Origin of the sequence: Pseudomonas sp. BCRC 81390, from assembly GCF_030341915.1 — a bacterium.
Lineage (GTDB): Bacteria > Pseudomonadota > Gammaproteobacteria > Pseudomonadales > Pseudomonadaceae > Aquipseudomonas.
In genome coordinates, this window is sequence record NZ_JATAAG010000083.1 from 306,167 (window position 1) to 323,588 (window position 17,422).

At 64.4% G+C, this 17,422-nt stretch carries 16 protein-coding genes; 5 read left to right on the plus strand and 11 right to left on the minus strand.

The genetic code is table 11. The features are described from left to right. Positions 1-21: 21 nt before the first annotated feature. The gene (locus tag QSV36_RS24560; RefSeq protein WP_289135514.1) at positions 22-918 is read right to left on the minus strand and encodes a helix-turn-helix domain-containing protein; all 897 of its coding nucleotides are present in this window, start codon (positions 916-918) and stop codon (positions 22-24) included. Between the two features lie 181 nt (positions 919-1,099). On the opposite strand from QSV36_RS24560, the gene QSV36_RS24565 reads away from it, so the two are divergent. The 4 genes from QSV36_RS24565 (at position 1,100) to QSV36_RS24580 (ending at position 5,827) form a co-directional block, all read left to right on the plus strand. Then, on the plus strand, positions 1,100-2,458 hold the full coding sequence (locus tag QSV36_RS24565) for a glutamine synthetase family protein (RefSeq protein WP_289135517.1): 1,359 nt from the start codon (positions 1,100-1,102) through the stop codon (positions 2,456-2,458). 183 nt (positions 2,459-2,641) lie between these two features. Further along, positions 2,642-3,730: a polyamine ABC transporter substrate-binding protein gene (locus QSV36_RS24570; RefSeq protein WP_289135520.1), complete on the plus strand. Its 1,089-nt coding sequence runs from the start codon at positions 2,642-2,644 to the stop codon at positions 3,728-3,730. 12 nt (positions 3,731-3,742) lie between these two features. Continuing rightward, positions 3,743-5,038 carry an NAD(P)/FAD-dependent oxidoreductase gene (locus QSV36_RS24575; RefSeq protein ID WP_289135523.1) on the plus strand — a complete coding sequence of 432 codons (1,296 nt, stop codon included), beginning with the start codon at positions 3,743-3,745 and terminating at the stop codon, positions 5,036-5,038. 108 nt (positions 5,039-5,146) lie between these two features. Continuing rightward, positions 5,147-5,827: a DUF3313 domain-containing protein gene (locus QSV36_RS24580; RefSeq protein WP_289135526.1), complete on the plus strand. Its 681-nt coding sequence runs from the start codon at positions 5,147-5,149 to the stop codon at positions 5,825-5,827. A 157-nt stretch (positions 5,828-5,984) separates the two neighbouring features. On the opposite strand, the gene QSV36_RS24585 is transcribed toward QSV36_RS24580, so the two are convergent. Continuing rightward, a complete protein-coding gene (locus tag QSV36_RS24585) occupies positions 5,985-7,361 on the minus strand; it encodes an L-serine ammonia-lyase (RefSeq protein ID WP_289135530.1) in 1,377 nt (458 codons plus the stop codon). A gap of 146 nt (positions 7,362-7,507) precedes the next feature. Here QSV36_RS24585 and QSV36_RS24590 point away from each other — a divergent pair, with 146 nt between their 5' ends. After that, the gene (locus QSV36_RS24590; protein ID WP_289135533.1) at positions 7,508-8,458 is read left to right on the plus strand and encodes a LysR substrate-binding domain-containing protein; all 951 of its coding nucleotides are present in this window, start codon (positions 7,508-7,510) and stop codon (positions 8,456-8,458) included. Between the two features lie 27 nt (positions 8,459-8,485). Here QSV36_RS24590 and QSV36_RS24595 read toward each other — a convergent pair whose 3' ends face one another. The 9 genes from QSV36_RS24595 to QSV36_RS24635 all read right to left on the minus strand — a co-directional run bounded on the left by QSV36_RS24595 (position 8,486) and on the right by QSV36_RS24635 (position 17,375). Then, complete coding sequence (locus tag QSV36_RS24595) at positions 8,486-9,907, minus strand: undecaprenyl-phosphate glucose phosphotransferase (protein WP_289135536.1); 1,422 nt, start codon at positions 9,905-9,907, stop codon at positions 8,486-8,488. 174 nt (positions 9,908-10,081) lie between these two features. Next, positions 10,082-10,834, minus strand: coding sequence for a WecB/TagA/CpsF family glycosyltransferase (locus tag QSV36_RS24600; RefSeq protein ID WP_289135539.1), 753 nt, complete (start codon positions 10,832-10,834; stop codon positions 10,082-10,084). Further along, a complete protein-coding gene (locus QSV36_RS24605) occupies positions 10,834-12,021 on the minus strand; it encodes a glycosyltransferase family 2 protein (protein ID WP_289135542.1) in 1,188 nt (395 codons plus the stop codon). Before QSV36_RS24605 ends, QSV36_RS24600 begins: the two co-directional genes overlap by 1 nt. Beyond that, entirely contained in the window at positions 12,018-13,220 is a 1,203-nt protein-coding gene (locus tag QSV36_RS24610; RefSeq protein ID WP_289135545.1) for a glycosyltransferase, read from the minus strand. The genes QSV36_RS24605 and QSV36_RS24610 overlap by 4 nt, the downstream gene beginning before the upstream one ends. A gap of 60 nt (positions 13,221-13,280) precedes the next feature. Next, positions 13,281-14,282, minus strand: coding sequence for a VirK/YbjX family protein (locus QSV36_RS24615; protein ID WP_289135547.1), 1,002 nt, complete (start codon positions 14,280-14,282; stop codon positions 13,281-13,283). A gap of 10 nt (positions 14,283-14,292) precedes the next feature. Beyond that, complete coding sequence (locus tag QSV36_RS24620; protein ID WP_289135550.1) at positions 14,293-15,270, minus strand: glycosyltransferase family 2 protein; 978 nt, start codon at positions 15,268-15,270, stop codon at positions 14,293-14,295. A gap of 5 nt (positions 15,271-15,275) precedes the next feature. Further along, positions 15,276-15,800: a serine O-acetyltransferase gene (locus QSV36_RS24625; protein ID WP_289135553.1), complete on the minus strand. Its 525-nt coding sequence runs from the start codon at positions 15,798-15,800 to the stop codon at positions 15,276-15,278. An 8-nt stretch (positions 15,801-15,808) separates the two neighbouring features. Beyond that, positions 15,809-16,765, minus strand: a complete 957-nt coding sequence (locus QSV36_RS24630) for a glycosyltransferase family 2 protein (protein ID WP_289135555.1) — start codon at positions 16,763-16,765, stop codon at positions 15,809-15,811. After that, positions 16,758-17,375 carry an acyltransferase gene (locus QSV36_RS24635; protein ID WP_289135557.1) on the minus strand — a complete coding sequence of 206 codons (618 nt, stop codon included), beginning with the start codon at positions 17,373-17,375 and terminating at the stop codon, positions 16,758-16,760. Before QSV36_RS24635 ends, QSV36_RS24630 begins: the two co-directional genes overlap by 8 nt. Positions 17,376-17,422: the final 47 nt, after the last annotated feature.

A 17,422-nucleotide genomic window follows, 5' to 3' on the forward strand; every position in this document is an offset into this window, starting at 1 on the left:
AGGGCAGCCTTGTTCCAATGCTCAGCCCCTGCCCCGCTTCAAGGTCTCACTGGGAAACTCCTTGAATAACTGCCGGTAACTCTCTGAAAACCTTCCCAAATGCCAGAACGACCAGCGCATCGCCACCTCGGCCACGGTCGCTCCGCCGTTGCGCAGGTCGCGCCGCGCACCGTTGAGCCGACGCAGGCGCAACCAGTGCGCCGGAGACATTCCGGTAAACGCCTTGAACGCCTGCTGCAACTGACGCAGGGAAACCCCGGCAACCGCCGCCAGTTCCACCAGGTTCAGGGTCTCCTCCGGGCAGTCGGCTGCCCACTCGCTGACCCGCCGCATGATCGCCCGCTCTTCGTCACGCCGCCCCAGGGCCACGCCCTGCAGGCGTTGGCAAGCGTTGTCGAGGATGAACAGGCAGTCATCCAGCAGCTGTTCTGCCAGGGCCTGCCCCTGCAGCGGGCAATCGGCTTCACCCAGGCGGGTCAGCGTGGCGCTCAGCCAGCTGCCGAACAGCGCGTTCTGGCCGCTGCCCAGCGGCACCATGTACAACCCTTCGAGACGCTGTGGGTCCAGGCCATGGCCGGCCAGGAAGGCCTGGTCGAACACCACCGCCACTTCCTGGTAGTTCTCCGGTGTGATCCAGATGTTGCGGCTGTGTTCGTTCAACAGGTACAGGCTGTTCTCGCTGCGGTCGAAGCAGAACGCCAGCGAACCGCTCGGTGCGCGGAAAAACTGCTCGACCCGGGTGTTGAGCCGCTCCTCGTACACCTCCACCCCCTCCAGCCCCAGACAACGCAGTTCACCGCTGAAATGCCCGGGCGACATCTGCCGGTATTGCTGCTGCCACGCCGGGGTGGCACGCACCTGTTCGGTGACATCGGTGGTATGGAAGGCCTGGACTTGCAGGGCATTGGCGGTTGTCACGCGCGGTCCTAGTTGCACTCTTTTGGTGCATTGATTGCCGGAGAAAGTGGATAGATCGGCCACTGGGGCTGCGACCAAGATAGTCTCCAGCGCGTCAACTGGGAAGCGCAACGGCTTCGAAACCTGTAACGGGTTTCAGCGCAAACCCGCTCCCACACTGAAACCCAACCAAGAGGTCCGTATGAACGCCCCCTTCGATCAGCTGTCCACCTGGCTGAAAGAACACCGGATCACCGAAGTCGAATGCGTGATCAGCGACCTGACCGGTATCGCCCGCGGCAAGATCGCGCCCACCGCCAAGTTTCTCCACGAGCGCGGCATGCGCCTGCCCGAGAGCGTGCTGCTGCAGACGGTTACCGGCGACTACGTCGACGATGACATCTACTACAACCTGCTCGATGCCGCCGACATCGACATGGTCTGCCGCCCCGACCCGACTGCGGTGTACCAGATCCCGTGGGCGATCGAACCGACCGCGATCGTGATCCACGACACCTTTGACAAGCAGGGCAACCCCATCGAACTGTCGCCACGCAACGTCCTGAAGAAGGTGCTCAAGCTGTATGCCGACAAAGGCTGGCAGCCGATCGTGGCGCCGGAGATGGAGTTCTACCTGACCCAGCGCTGCGAAGACCCGGACCTGCCGCTGCAGGTACCCCTGGGGCGTTCCGGCCGTGCCGAAAGCGGACGCCAGTCGTTCTCGATCGATGCCGCCAATGAATTCGACCCGCTGTTCGAAGATGTCTATGACTGGTGCGAGATCCAGGGCCTGGACCTGGATACGCTGATCCATGAGGACGGCCCCGCGCAGATGGAGATCAACTTCCGTCACGGCGACGCGCTGGACCTGGCCGACCAGATCACGGTGTTCAAGCGCACCATGCGCGAGGCAGCGCTCAAGCACAATGTGGCGGCCACCTTCATGGCCAAGCCGATCACCGACGAGCCGGGCAGCGCCATGCACCTGCACCAGAGCGTGGTCGACATCGCCAGCGGCAAGCCGATCTTCGCCAATGAAGACGGCAGCATGAGCCAACTGTTCCTGTACCACATCGGTGGCCTGCAGAAGTACATCCCCAAGCTGCTGCCGATGTTCGCCCCCAACGTGAACTCGTTCCGCCGCTTCCTGCCGGACACCTCGGCCCCGGTGAACGTCGAGTGGGGTGAGGAAAACCGCACCGCCGGCCTGCGCGTGCCCACCTCCAGCCCCGAGTCGATGCGTGTGGAAAACCGCCTGCCCGGTGCCGATGCCAACCCGTACCTGGCCATTGCCGCCAGCCTGCTGTGCGGCTACCTGGGCATGGTCGAGCGAATCGAACCCAGCGCAGCGGTGCAGGGCCGTGCCTACGAACGGCGCAGCCTGCGCCTGCCGATCACCATCGAAGACGCCCTGCAGCACATGGAAGACTGCGAGACCGTGCAGCAGTACCTGGGCAAGCAGTTCGTCCAGGGCTACGTGGCGGTCAAGCGTGCCGAGCACGAGAACTACAAGCGGGTGATCAGCTCGTGGGAGCGTGAGTTCCTGATGCTCAGCGTCTGAAAACCCTATGCCGCCTATGCAGGAGCGGCCTTGCGCCGCGATGGGCTGCGCAGCAGCCCCAACAATCTGTGCCTATGCGCCGAGGCCTTGGGCTGCTTTGCAGCCCATCGCGACGCAACGCCGCTCCTGCACACACAGCAACACCCCAGCGAACTCGAAAAACAAGACCAACGAGGTGTCCCCATGCGTCATCTGCAAACCTTGATACCCGCCGCGTTCACCCTGCTGTTCGCCAGCACCAGCCACGCCACCCCCTCGGTCAGCGTGTACAACTGGACCGACTACATCGGCGACACCACCTTGGCCGACTTCCAGGCCAGCAGCGGTATCAAGGTGGTCTATGACGTGTTCGACTCCAACGAAACCCTGGAAGGCAAGCTGCTGGCCGGGCGCACGGGTTATGACGTGGTAGTACCGTCCAACCACTTCCTCGCGCGCCAGGCCCAGGCCGGTGCGTTCCTGCCGCTGGACCGCAGCAAGCTGCCCAACTGGCAGCACCTGGACCCCAAGCTGCTCAAGCAGCTTGAACAGAACGACCCCGGCAACCGCTATGCCGTGCCCTACCTGTGGGGCACCAACGGCATCGGCTATAACGTCGACAAGGTCAAGGCGGCCCTCGGCGTCGATCATGTCGACTCATGGGCCGTGCTGTTCGAGCCCGAGAACCTGAAGAAGCTCAAGCAATGCGGCGTAGCATTCATGGACTCGCCCGACGAGCTGTTCCCGGCCGTGCTCAACTACCTGGGCATGAACCCGCGCAGCGAAAAGCCGGCCGACTACGCCAAGGCCGAAGCCCGACTGCTCGAGCTGCGCCCCTACATCACCTACTTCCACTCCTCCAAGTACGTTGCCGACCTGGCCAATGGCGATGTCTGCGTGGCCTTCGGTTATTCCGGCGATGTGTTCCAGGCCGCCAACCGCGCCGTGGAGGCGAACAACGGCGTGAAGGTCGCGTACAGCATTCCCAAGGAGGGCAGCAACCTGTGGTTCGACCTGCTGGCCATCCCCAAGGACGCCAACAACCCTGAACAGGCCCTGGCATTCATCAACTACCTGCTGGACCCGAAGGTGATCGCCAAGGTCAGTACCACGGTCGGCTACGCCAATGCCAACCCCGATGCCCAGGCCTACATGGATGCATCGCTGGTCGACAACCCCGAGGTCTACCCGCCCCAGGACGTGCTCGACAAGCTGTATATCTCCAGCACTCCGAGCCCGAAGATCATGCGCGTCATGACCCGCTCCTGGAGCAAGATCAAGTCCAACCGCTGAGCCGAGAACCCCATGTCCTTCACAACCCAACACGTCGCCTCGTACTACGCCGCCACGGCACGCGATGCGGCGCCCTACCCCAGCCTGGACGGCGAACTGACGGCCGACGTATGCGTGGTAGGTGGCGGGCTGACCGGCGTCAACACGGCGCTGGAACTGGCCGAGCGCGGCCTGTCGGTGGTACTGCTGGAAGCCCGGCGCATCGGCTGGGGCGCCAGCGGGCGCAACGGCGGCCAGCTGATCCGTGGCATCGGTCATGACGTCAGCGGTTTTGCCCGGCATGTCGGCCAGGACGGCGTGCGTTATCTCAAGCAGGCCGGCATCGATTCGGTCGCGCTGGTGGCCAGCCGCATCGCCCAGTACGGCATTGCCTGCGACCTGCGCTGGGGCTTTTGCGAACTGGCCAATACCGCCGCCCAGTTCGCCGCGTTCGAGGGTGAGCTGGACGACCTGGCCGCCCTCGGCTATCGCCCTGAAACCCGCCTGGTCGGCGCCGACCAGCTGCACGAGATTGTGGCCAGCGACCAGTACGCCGGCGGCCTGGTCGACATGGGCTCGGGCCACCTGCACCCGCTCGACCTGGTCCAGGGTGAAGCGCGTGCCGCCCAAGGCCTGGGCGTGCACATCTTCGAGCAGAGCCCGGTGCTGCGCATCGAGCATGGCAACGAGGTGGTGCTACACACCGCCCATGGCAAGGTGCGCGCAGGTAACCTGGTGCTCGGTTGCAACGCCCACCTCGATGAACTGGAGCCGCGGCTGAGCGGCAAGGTGCTGCCGGCCGGCAGTTACGTGGTGGCCACCGAGCCATTGCCTGAAGCGCTGGCCAGCCAGCTGATCCCGCAGAACATGGCGCTGTGCGACCAGAAGGTCGGCCTGGACTATTACCGCCTCACGGCAGACCGCCGGCTGCTGTTCGGCGGCGCCTGCCACTATTCCGGCCGTGACCCCAAAGACATCGCTGGCTACATGCGGCCCAAGGTCCTCAAGGTATTCCCGCAACTGGCCGAGGTGCGGATTGATTACCAATGGGGCGGCATGATCGGCATCACCGCCAACCGCTTTCCTCAGGTTGGTCGCCTCAGCCAGCAACGCAACGTGTATTACGCCCAGGGCTACTCCGGGCACGGGCTGAACGTCACGCACTGGACCGCCAGGCTGCTCGCCGAAAGCATTGCACTCGGCCACAGCCGCGGGCTGGACGTGTTCAGTGCGGTTCCGCACCTGACCTTCCCCGGCGGCAAGGCACTGCGCTCGCCGCTGCTGGCGCTGGGCATGTTGTGGTACCGCTTGCGTGAGGCACTGGGCTGAACAGCCACGACAGATGACCATTTCAGGTCGATTGAACTCTGGGACTGGCCATCTGTCGTGCACCTGCTAGCGTTGTTCTGGCCGACCCATCATGGATGCGTTTTCATCATGAAATCATTGCCCCGCATTACCCTGTTGTGCGCCGCATTGCTCGCCGTTGCTGCCTGCTCTAGCAACCGCGTGGACCCCAAGGACTACTCCGGCTTCCTCAAGGACTACAGCCGGCTGGCAGAAACCAAGAGCCCTTCAGGCGACCCGGTGATGCGCTGGATCGACCCCAAGGTCAACGTCAACCAGTACAGCCAGGTATTCATCGAGCCTAGCCAGTTCTACCCCCGCCCACAGCCGACGGAGGTCATCTCGGCGCAGACGCTGCAGGACATCACCCGCTACTTCAATGAGGCCCTGCGTCGCGAAATGGGCAGCGTCGTGCCCCTGGCCAAGGGCCCCGGCCCCGGGGTGCTCGTGGTGCGTCCTGCGATCACGGCGGTGTCCACCAGCAACGAAGGCCTCAAGCCTTACGAGGTCATTCCCATCGCGTTGATCTCGGCCGGCGTCAACACGGCCATGGGTGGTCGCGACCAGGAGGTGGATGTCGGTGTGGAGGCTGCGTTCCTGGATGGTGCCAGCCAGAAGGTGCTGGCCCAGGTAGTGCGCAAGGGCACAGGGCAGGAACTGGAGAACAAGACCACCAAGCTGACCCTGAACGACGTCAAGCCGGTGCTGGATGGCTGGGCCAAGGACATGCGCGCGAGCTTCCTCGAAGCGAAACAGAAAGCCCGCCAATAACCGCCCGTACACAGGAGTCGCAGGAGCGGCCTTGTGTCGCGAAGGGGCTGCAAGGCAGCCCCGTTTCATCTACCTGCATTGAAAGCCTGGGGCCGCTTTGCGGCCCTTTCGCGACACAAGGCCGCTCCTGCAAGACCGCGTCAAGCGATGGGGTTACTCAACATTCCACGAACGCAACAGCCAAACCGCCGCGCGAGGTTTCCTTGTAGTTGGCATGCATGTCCGCCCCGGTATCACGCATGGTGCGGATCACCCGGTCCAGCGAGATGAAATGCTCGCCATCCCCGCGCAAGGCCATCTGCACGGCGTTGATCGCTTTCACCGCCGCGATCGCGTTGCGCTCGATGCAGGGCACCTGGACCAGGCCGCCGACCGGGTCGCAGGTCAGGCCGAGGTTATGTTCCAGGGCAATCTCGGCGGCGTTTTCCAGTTGCGGCGGGGTCGCGCCAAGCACCTGCGCCAGGCCGGCAGCGGCCATCGAACAGGCCGAACCCACCTCGCCCTGGCAGCCGACTTCCGCCCCGGAGATCGACGCGTTCTTCTTGCACAGGATCCCCACCGCCGCTGCGCCCAGCAGGAAGTCCACCACGTCCGCATCGCAGGCGCCGGGGTTGAACTTCATGTAGTAGTGCAACACCGCAGGAATGATCCCGGCGGCGCCATTGGTGGGCGCGGTGACCATGCGCCCGCCGGCGGCGTTCTCTTCATTCACCGCCAGGGCGAACAGGTTGACCCACTCCATGGCACTGAGGGTGGAACCGATCACGTTGGGCTTGCCCAGCTCCTGCAGGCTGCGATGCAAGCGCGCTGCACGCCGCTTGACGTGCAGGCCGCCAGGCAGGATGCCTTCGTTGCGCAGGCCGTTGTCGACGCATTCACGCATGGCCGCCCAGATCCGCAGCAGGCCCTCACGGACTTCGGCCTCCGGGCGCCAGGCACACTCGTTGGCCATCATCAATTGCGCCACGCTCAAACCATGGGCCTTGCACAAGGCCAGCAACTGCGCAGCGCTGTCGAATTCGTACGGCAGCTGCACCGCGTTCGCTTCGCCGCGCGGCGCATCGATCTCGGCCTGCTCGACGATGAAACCACCGCCTACCGAATAGTAGGTCTGGCGCAACAGGCTGGCCTGCCCGTCGAGGGCTTCCAGGCTCATGGCGTTGGGGTGGTACGGCAGGTTTTCGTCGAGCAGCAGCAGATCGCGGCTGTACTCGAACGCCAGCGGGTGGCTGCCATCGAGCATCAGGCAATGCTCCTGCATGACCTGGCCAATGCGCGACTCGATGGTGGCCGGGTCGATACGGTCCGGCCACTGCCCCATCAGGCCGAGCAAGCAGGCGCGGTCGGTTGCGTGGCCAACGCCGGTGGCTGACAGCGAGCCATACAGCCGCACCTCGACACGGCTGACCCGGCCCAGCAGCCCTTGCTCACGCAGGGCCTGGGCAAAGGTCGCCGCCGCCCGCATCGGGCCGACGGTGTGGGAGCTGGACGGGCCGATGCCGATTTTGAAAAGGTCGAAAACACTGATAGCCATGCTAATGCCTGACCGTTAAGCGGTGTGAACCCGCAGCACGGTTCTCTGAAAAAATTGAGCGGTATTGCGATTTTGCGCGATACTGCCGCGCTGGCTTACGGATGACCAACGAAACTTTCTAAGCAAGGCTTTAGCGGTACTAAACGATGCGTCGACAACTCAATGGCCAGATGTTCGTCTGGCTGCATGTGTTCGCCTGTGCGGCCCGGCACTTGTCCTTCACCCGCTGTGCCGAGGAACTGCATATCACCCCGGGTGCGGTCAGCCAACAGATGCGCCAGCTGGAAGAACGCCTGGGCTATCGGTTGTTCCTGCGCCGGGCGCGGGGCGTGGAACTGAGCGCCGAGGGGCAGCGCCTGGCGCAGACGGTGGCCGAAGCCTACGGCAGCATCGAAGCTGAACTGCTGCGCCTGGACGCGGGTGAAATCCGTGGCACCTTGCGCCTGCGTTCGATCCCGTCGTTCCTGGCCAAATGGCTCACGCCGCGCCTGCCGCGCTTCCAGCAACGCTACCCGGACATCGAACTGCGGCTGGTGGCCGAAGACAGTGCCCAGGCATTGAACCCCGGTGATTTCGACCTGGCCATCGACCTCAACGACGGCAGCTACCCGGGCATGCTGTCGACGCCGCTGCTGGACGAGCAGATCTTCCCGGTGTGCTCGCCCGCCCTGCTGCGCGGGCGCCCGCCGCTGCACGGGCCGGCGGACCTGGCGCACTACCCGCTGCTGCACGACATCACCGCCTGGCGTGGCAGTTCGGAATACGCTGAATGGGAGTTCTACCTGGAAAGCATCGGTGCCGCCGGTCTCGATGTACGGCGCGGGCATACCTTCAACCGCAACCACCTGACCATCGAGGCGGCGATCGCCGGCAGTGGCGTGGCCATCGCGCGGCGCACCCTGCTCAACGACGAACTGGAGCGCGGTGCGCTGATCGTGCCGTTCGGGGTGCCGATTGCCAACCACAAACGCTACGTGGTGCACTACCCGCCGGGCGGGCTGAACCAGCCGGGCGCACGGGCGGTGCATGACTGGCTGGTGGAAGAAGCACGGGGGTTCAGGGAGTTGCACCCGCTGGGCAAGGACCAAGCCACCTGAACGCAGGCTTTTTGGGCGTGAAGCGGCTCAATAGGCCTGCTTACCGGTAAACGCGTTCAACGTACGCACCAGGATCACGAAGTCCAGCCACAGCGACCAATTGTTGATGTACTCGATGTCCGAGTCGACGCGCTGGATCATCTGCTCGATATCCTTGGTCTCGCCGCGGAACCCGCGCACCTGTGCCAGGCCGGTCATGCCAGGCTTGATATTGTGGCGGGCAAAGTAGTCGACGATGTCCTGCGAATAGAGCGTGTCATGCTGCAGGGCATGCGGTCGCGGCCCGACCAGCGACATTTCCCCGGTCAGCACATTGAACAGCTGCGGCAGCTCGTCCAGGCTGGTACGGCGGATGAACGCACCGACCCGGGTCAGCCGCGGGTCATTCTTCTGCGCCTGCCTGATCACGCCCTCCTCCGGCTGGTGCACATGCATGCTCCTGAACTTCCAGATACGGAACGCTTCGCCGGTCCAGCCGGTGCGTTCCTGGCGGAAGAACACCGGGCCACGGCTATCCAGCTTGATCGCCACTGCCACGGCCAGCAGCACCGGCGAGGCAAACAGCAGGATCAGCGCCGCCAATACCCTGTCCTCGAGGTTTTTCAGGAACAGGCTCATGCCCGTCAGCGGCGTCTCGGACAAGGTCAGCACCGGAATGCCGGCGATTTCCCGCACACTGTGGTTGATCAGGCGCAAGGAGAAGATGTCAGGCACCCAGTTCACCGCAATGCACTTGTCGAGCAGCTTCAGGTACACCTCGTTGATGACCTCGGAACCGCCCAGTGGCGTGACCAGGTACACCGTGCGAATGGCGTGCCGGGCGACGATCTCGTCCAGCTCGGCAATGTGCCCAAGCACCGGCAGGCGTTGCTTGCCCTCGGCAGCTTCGCGGCCCGGCTCGTCGGGCGCGTCGATCAGCACGCAGCCCAGCACCCGCTCGCCGAACCAGGGGTTGTTGCTGATTTTCTGATAAAGGAAATTGGCCAGGTCACCGGCGCCGATGATCAGCGCATTGTCCAGGCGCGCATGCGCGGTGAAGCGCTTCTGCAGTTCGCGCACGGCAAAATGCAGGAACAACTGGGCGATGTAGCCGATGACGAACAGTTGCACCACCAGCAGCCGCGAGTAGGTTTCGCTCTGTTTGGTCAGGAAGGCCATCACCACCAGGAAGCAGAAGGTTGCCGACCACGCCTTGAACAGCCGGAACGCCTTGATCGATAGGCCGACGTTGGTGCGGTAGATCGCATAGTGATCGTAGATCACCGCCAGTGCACCGATCAGCAACAACAGCATGATCACGTAATCGGAAGTGATATAGCCGAACTGGTCGTAGATCAGGTACCAGGCGATACCGGTGACGGCTATTCCGTCGAGACCGGCCTGGATGGCGTTACTGACGCTGCTTCTTCGCTGAAGCAAGGAACGACTGCTTCTGGGTTCGAAAACCATCTCAGACCTCATCAATTCACGCGCAGCAAGTCCTTTTGATCAAACCGCCAGCCTGGCCAATGGCCCATGCAAAACCAGTGAGACAGCATCGTCAGCCCATCACCGTTGCTCTCACTGTAGCAGCCAGCCGCCATCAACGTGCCACCCCCTAGCGACCGCGCGGGGTCCGTCCGTCTACACGCTGCGTCCGGCACGCCCTGCACCGCGGCGGTACAACCGGGCGCGCAGCAGAAACAAGGGGTTGCCCACCACATAGCGCATGAACAGGCGCTTCGGTTCGCGCGACAACCGGTACAACCACTCCCCGCCCACACGCCGCAGCCACGGCGGCGCCCGGCTGACCTTGCCGCCGAGAAAATCCAGGATCGCCCCACCACAGACGATCAGGCACGGTTCGCCAGTGGCCGCCAACTGCGCCGCTACCGCCTCCTGCCGGGGCATGCCCATGCCCAGCACGATCAGCTCGGGTTGCTGCTCCCTGGCCAGTTGCAGATAGGTTTCCAGGCTGGCAAAGCCATCATGGACCGACACCGGCACCACCCCGAACAGGCTGGCGCTGCGCTGCGCGGCCTGGTCCAGGTAGGGTTGCCGTGTGCCCCAGAACGCCACCCGCCGCCCGCGGTAGGCAGCCATCAGCCGGGGAATGAAGTCGGTACCATTCATGTTTAGCCCGGGCTCCCGGCCAAGCTGGCGATAGAGGATCGCCATGCCGGCGCCGTCACGCAGCAGCACGTCGGCCGCCGACAATGCCTGAGCGTACGCGCCGTCGCGCACCACCAGGTTCATCGCATGGGCGTTGACGAAACCGAGCACGGTCGGGGTCTGCACAGCGGCCAGCCGGTCGAGCAGACGCTGCGCGGCAGCGTCGTCAGCCACGGCTTCGAGCTTGTCGATGATGCCGGCCCAGCGCTGCTGCCATTCAGCCATCAGTCTGCATCCCGCTTCGAGCGCACCCAGTCAACCTGGCGCTTGATCAGAAACCCCAGGTACATGGGGACCTTTCTTGCTGCATAGAACGGCGCATACAGCAACACGGAAAACGGGATCAGCTCACGACAGAAGCGCGCCCAGGCCAGCATGACCGCAAGGCCCAGCAACGCCAGCGCACCCAGGGCGATCCATGCAGGTGCCGCGACGCCGAACAGCAGGCAGGCCAGCCAGGCCAACAGGTTGACCCCGAGCAGGGCCAGCACCAGCAATGCCAGGGGCGGCACCAGCAGGTCGAGGGTCATCGCCAGCAAGCTGCCGTTGCCTTGCCTGACGGCGGCCAGCGCACGCCTGGGGGCATCGCTCAGCATCAACCCCAGGTGGCCATGCTCCCAGCGGGTGCGCTGGCTGTTCAGGCCTTGCTGACTGGCCGGAAACTGGCTGGTGACCAAGGCCTCGGGGCAGAACACCGGGGGTTTGCCTTGCTGGCACAGGTCCAGGCCCAGCTTCACATCCTCCACCAGGTGCCCATTGGCCAGGTCGACCAGGGCCAGGTCACGCCAACCGAACGCCATGCCAGCGCCCATCAACTGGCAAGGCAGGCCCAGGCGCGCCCAACCGCGCGGGCGTACCAGGTTCTTGACCCGCCAGGCGAATTCGGCGATCTGTACTTTCGTCCCGGCCCCCGCCGGGGCGTGCGTCAGGTACAGGGCCTGCACCGGCCGGGCGGTTTCGTGGCAACGACGCGCCAGGCAGTCGATCGCGCCCTCGCCGACCCGGCAATCGGCATCGACCACGATCATTACCTCGGGCGGCTGGCGGGCCAGGTGGCGCACGCCGAAGTCCAAGGCATAGCCCTTGCCACGCAAGCGCAGGTCGTGGCGTTCCACTACCTGCGCGCCACCCTCGCGGGCCAGCTGCGCGGTGTCGTCGGTGCAATTGTCCGCCACCACCAGCAACTGGTCGCCAGGCCGCAATTGCGGGGTGATGCTCGCCAGCGTGGCGCGAATGATCATTGCTTCGTCATGCGCTGGCACCAGCACGGCCACCTGCGGACGCCTGTTGCCGCCCGGGGGCTGCGCCTGCCTCGGCAAGCAGGCGAGCAGCACCTGCCCCAACAGCAGCAGTACCGGCAGCAGGACAATGAGCGCCAGGATGCCAAGTAACCAAGCCAATACACTGATCATGCGGATGCCTTGAAATAAGCGGCCAACCGGGCCGCCTCGGTGTCGACATCATGCCGTTGCAACACACGCTGGCGGGCCGCCTCGCCCATACGCTGCAGCACCTCGACAGGTTGCGCCAGGCACTCGGCCATGGCCGTCACCAGCTCGTCAACGGCGCCGGCGGGAAACAACCAACCGTTCTCGCCCTGCTGCACCAGCTCGGGAATGCCCGCCACATAGGTCGTCAGCACGGGCCGGCGCAGGGCCATGGCCTCCATGATCACCACCGGCAGCCCCTCGGCGAAGCTGGGCAGCACCAGTGCGCGCGCGGCAAGGATCTCTTCGCGCACCTGGGCACTGCTGATCCAGCCGGTGATACGTACCTGGCGCTGCAAGCCATACCGGGCAATCAACGCCTCGACCTGCCCACGCATCTCGCCGTCGCCGGCCAGCACCAGCTCGAAACCAAGCGGTTGGGCGGCTAGTATCCGCGCGGCTTCGAGCAACAGCAGCTGGCCTTTCTGTTCGCACAAGCGGCCGACACACACCAGCCGCGGCGCCGCCGGTAGGCTGACCGGCGCCACCTCATGGAAACTGCGCTCGAGGCCGCAATGCACCACCTTCACCTTGGCCCAGTGGTCGTGTGCCACCCAGCGCAACACCTGGCTGCGTCCATACGAGCTGACGGTCGCGACAAACGCGGCACGCCGCACCTTCTCGGCCATGTGCAGAAACTGCGGTTTGTCGAATTCCTCCGGCCCGTGCACGGTAAAGCTGTAGGCCGGCCCCCCCAGCACGTGGGCCAGCATTACCACCTCGGTGGAGTTGGTGCCGAAATGGGCGTGCACGTGTTGTGCCTTGCCTGCCTGCAGCCACTGCAGCAGCTGGCAGGCTTCGGCCAGGTAGACCAGGTGGTAGGGCAAGGCGCGGTCGGCGCGCAGGCCGAGGCGCAGCGCCAGCCACAGCGCACGGAAGAACTGCCGTGGCTGCCCGCAGAGTACTTGCCAGGTGGGTTTGAGCAGGCCGACGATGCCGCTTTGCAGCACATAGCGGGTGTTGTCGCGTTCGTTTGCGTCTTCGTCGTCCTGCAGCTGCGCGTCCCAGCCGCGCAGGGCAATACGCTGCACCGCGACCCCCTGGCGCTCCAGCGCGAGAATTTCACGGCGGATGAAACTGTGGCTGACCTTCGGATACTGGTTGACGAAATAGGCAATGCGCATAGGAATCCAGATCAAGACCCGCATGATGAACCCTTGGACCTCCCACAGTAACGCCAGCGCTTACTTCAAGCTGTCGATTACCGGTGGCCGGCGTCCCGCCGATGCCCCTGCGTCAGGTGCATCCCCCTGCTTCTCTTGTAGTCCAAGGTTGTGACCGCTGCCTGCCAAAGCTGCCTGCAAACGTGCGAAAACATCGTCGAGCAACGCCTGACGGCGGCGGTACATCGCCCGTTTCTTGCTCGGAATGTCCTGTTCCGCGCGCTGCGCCGGGGCCAGTGGCAGCTCAAGAAAGTCCGCACGATTGCAGCTAATGGCGCCATGCTCTTGCCAGATCGCATCATAATTGGCGACCAGCTCCTGGCCCTTGTCGTTGCCGAAATACGCGTGCCGGTGGTGGCGACAGGCATCCTTGACGGCGTACAGGTGCTCCACGCCCAGCATCCTGGCCAGGCACTTCAGCGCTTCGAGCAGCAAACTACGCGGGCGCAGGCCCTCGAAGTCCTTGGTCAGGTCGCGGTAGACGGCCAGCGAGGTCTCGCTGTCGACTCCCTTGTGAATGCCTTGCACGGCACCGATGAACAGGCACAGTTCGCCCTGGCTGCGGCACAGGGTAAATGCCAGGGAAGCCACGCGCAGGTCATTCTGGAACAGGTTCAGCACCAGCTCGCCTTCCCGCTTGAACCAGATCGGCCGGTCGAGCACCAGGCGGCAACCCGGCGAATGGCGGGTCAGCTCGCACAATACCCGGCTGTCTGCCCGGTCCAGCAGCAACAGCGGCGGAAATTGCCCGGCCACCACTTCGAAGTGCGATGCCACCACCTCCAGGCGCTGCGGCGCTTCCCAGCTTTTGCTGATATAGGGCCATTGCACGACGCCAAGGCAATCCACGCCCAGCCGGCGCCAGCGCCCCTCGCCCAGTGCCAGGGTCATGCGTTGCAGGAAGGCATTCAGCTCGGGCCAATGCCGGGCAACCTGGCGCATCAGCCGGTATTTGTTGTTCAGCGCCCGCAACGAGTAGCCCGGTTGCAGGGTGAACACGCTTTTGATGATCGTGCCGAGCATCCGTGGTCCCTCACTTGTATTCGATCAAGGCCGGTTTGCCGGCCACCAAGTGCCGGTACAGGAACTTCAACTGCCCAAGCATTTCCGGAAACTTGCCCAATACCAGGAACACTGCCCGTAGCCAGTTCTCACGTGCCGACCGGCCCCCGCGACGCGCCAGGCGCCAGGCCTGCAACGGGTAGACCAGCAGCAACGCCAGGCCCCAGCCGCCGAACACCAGGCAGGCCAGCAGCGTCGCCAGCGGTATGCCCAGGCCCCAGACCCAGGCCCGGCGCGACTCGCGCAGCCAGTGCCGCTCTGGCGCCTGGCCATGCAGGTAGGCGCCTTCTGCATAAGCATGGCCGGCGCGCAGGCTGCGTCGCCACCATTGGCTGAAACGGGTCATGCCGGCGTCGTGCAGGGTCATCTCGACATCCAGCCGCCAGACCTTCCAGCCCCTGGCCCGCAGGCGCACGCACAGCTCGGGCTCTTCGCCGGCGATCAGCCTGCTGCGGAAACCGCCGACCGCGGCGAAGACGTCTGCCCGCATCAGCGCGTCGCCACCGCACGCCTTGGCTTCGCCGATCGGGGTATCCCATTCCAGGTCGCATAGCAGGTTGTATACCGAGCGTTGCGGAAAACGCTCGCGGCGCCGCCCACACACCACCGCCACGTCAGGCTGGCGGTCGAGAAACGCCTGTGCCGTCGCCAGCCAGCCAGCGTCGACCTCGCAATCGCCGTCGACGAACTGCACCAGGCGCATCGACGGCAGCAGCCGTTGCAAAGCGGCAAAGCCTTCATTGCGCGCGCGGGCCGCAGTGAACGGCTGGCCCATGTCCAGCGCCAGCACTTCCACCCCGAGGCTACGGGCCAGGTGCGGTGAACCGTCGGAGGAACCCGAGTCGACGTACAGCACCTGGTCCGCGCCATGCGCCAGCGAGCGCAGGCAGCGCTCGAGGCGCTGGCCTTCGTTGCGGCCTATCACCACCACGCCAAGACCGCTCGCCATGGGGTTCACCCGGCCGGCGCCGTGCTGGCCGCGTGCCTGGCCTTGATGGTGGCCGGTACCCCCACCGCCAGCGAATCGTCCGGCACATCCACCAGCACCACGGCGTTGGCACCGATTACCACGTTGTTGCCAATGCGAATGCTGCCCAGCACCTTGGCTCCGGTACCGATATCGACATTGTTGCCGAACACCGGTGCAACCGGCTCGTCGACGCTCTTCAGGCCCACCACCACGCCGTTGCGGATACGACAGTCATCGCCAAACCGGGCATAACCGCTGATCACGATGCCGCCAAAATGATCGATGACGAAGTTGCGACCAATCACCACTTCGCACGGCAACTCCACACCGGTGATGATCTGCACGCATTTGAACAACACCTTGTACAGCAGCGAGCACAGCTTGCGCAGCAGTGCCGGGCGCACGCCATAGCGCCAGCGGCCGAAGCGGTACACCAGCAATACCCAGAAGCCCTGGGCGCCCCAATCGCCACCATGGGCGCGCAAGTCGGCACGGATATTTTCGAACATGGCTCCCCCTACCTGGTCGGTTGGCTGGCGTACCGGGTCTTGAACAACAGGGCCCAGGTCGCCCGACAGTGACGCCAGCAGGCACGTATCGCGCCCCAACCGCGTCGTTTCAACAGTGCCTTGAGTGCCAGCAGCAGGTCGCCCAAGGTCACCAGCAACATGTGCAGGGCAAGCCCTGCCCGCCCGTGATGCTTGCGGAAGTAAAGCAGTTCGCTTTCGATCTGGTAGGCCGAAATCTGCCGGCTGGCCGCCTCCAGTTCGGCTACCGAGCGGGAGCTCTCGCCGCCGATGTGCACCACTGTGGTGTGCGGGTAGAACACCACTTTCCAGCCCGCCGCCTTGACCCGCTTGCAGTGGTCGACTTCTTCGTAATAAAGAAAGTAGCGCGGGTCGAACAGGCCAACCTGGTCGAGCACTTCACGGCGTACCAGGTAGAAGCAGCCAGGCAGCCAATCGCATTCGCGGACCGATGCGTGGTCCCAGTCCATCTCGTCGACCATCTTCAGGCCTGGAAAGAAGCGCCCTAGCCCGGTACGCCCGACGAATACATTGAACGGTGTCGGAAAGTAGCGGCAACTGGGCTGCAGGTCGCCATCGCGGCCCTCCAGGCGCACGCCCAGCACGCCGCACTCGGGGTGCGCCTCCATGTAATCGAGGGTCTTCTGCAGGGAATCGGCAGCCACGAAGGCGTCGGTGTTCAGCAGCAAGGCGTACTTGCCCTTCAGGTGCGCCAGCAGCTGGTTGTTGGCCCGGCCGAAGCCGACGTTGTGCGTGTTGCTCAGCAGCAGCGCTTGTGGGCACACGTGGGCCATGCGCTGCACCGAGTCATCCACCGAGGCGTTGTCCACCACCAGGTAGTTGGCCAGGCGTTCACCATCAGCCCGGCGCAGCGCATCGAACATCGGCTGCAGCAACCCGGCCGTGTTGAAGTTGACCACCATGACATCGACCGGTTTGCTAGCCATTGCCACCCTCCCCGAAGAAGTACTGGCGCCTTTGCGCCATCAGCAGCGGTTCCAGTTCGGGGTCATAGGCACCGTTGCGCTGTTTGACCAGGCCGATCCACGGGTAGGCTTCGCAACGCGCCTCGACCCGTTTGATCAGCTCTTCGGTGGTGCAGATGAACTCTGCCGGGTTGCCGCCGAACACCGTGCCCGGCGGCACGTCCTTGGTCACGACCGCGCCTGCGGCGACGATCGACTCGGGCCCGATGGTCACGCGCGGCATGATGATCGCGCCGTGGCCGATGAAGCAGTTGTCCTTGATGTCGATGAAACCGACCGAATCCAGGTGCTTGCCGAAGCGGTGCTCGATCAGCAATACCACCCCGTCATGGCCGATCAGCGTGCAGTCGGCCAGGCCCACGCTGTTGCCAATGCGCACCAGCGAAGGGTCGAGGAACTTGCTCCCCGGGTTGGCATGGAAGTGCCTGCCCACCGAATGAAAGTTGCCCCAACGGGTGAGGTACGCGCCCCACTCAAGTGGCGTGGGCCGGCAGAACCTGCGGTAGAACGAGGCGCCTCGCCCGGTTGCATGAACATAATGCGCCACTGCCTTGCGTATCCATCCGTTCATCCTGCCAGCCTCGCAATCAAAGCAATCTGGACTGTTCCTGAGGCGCA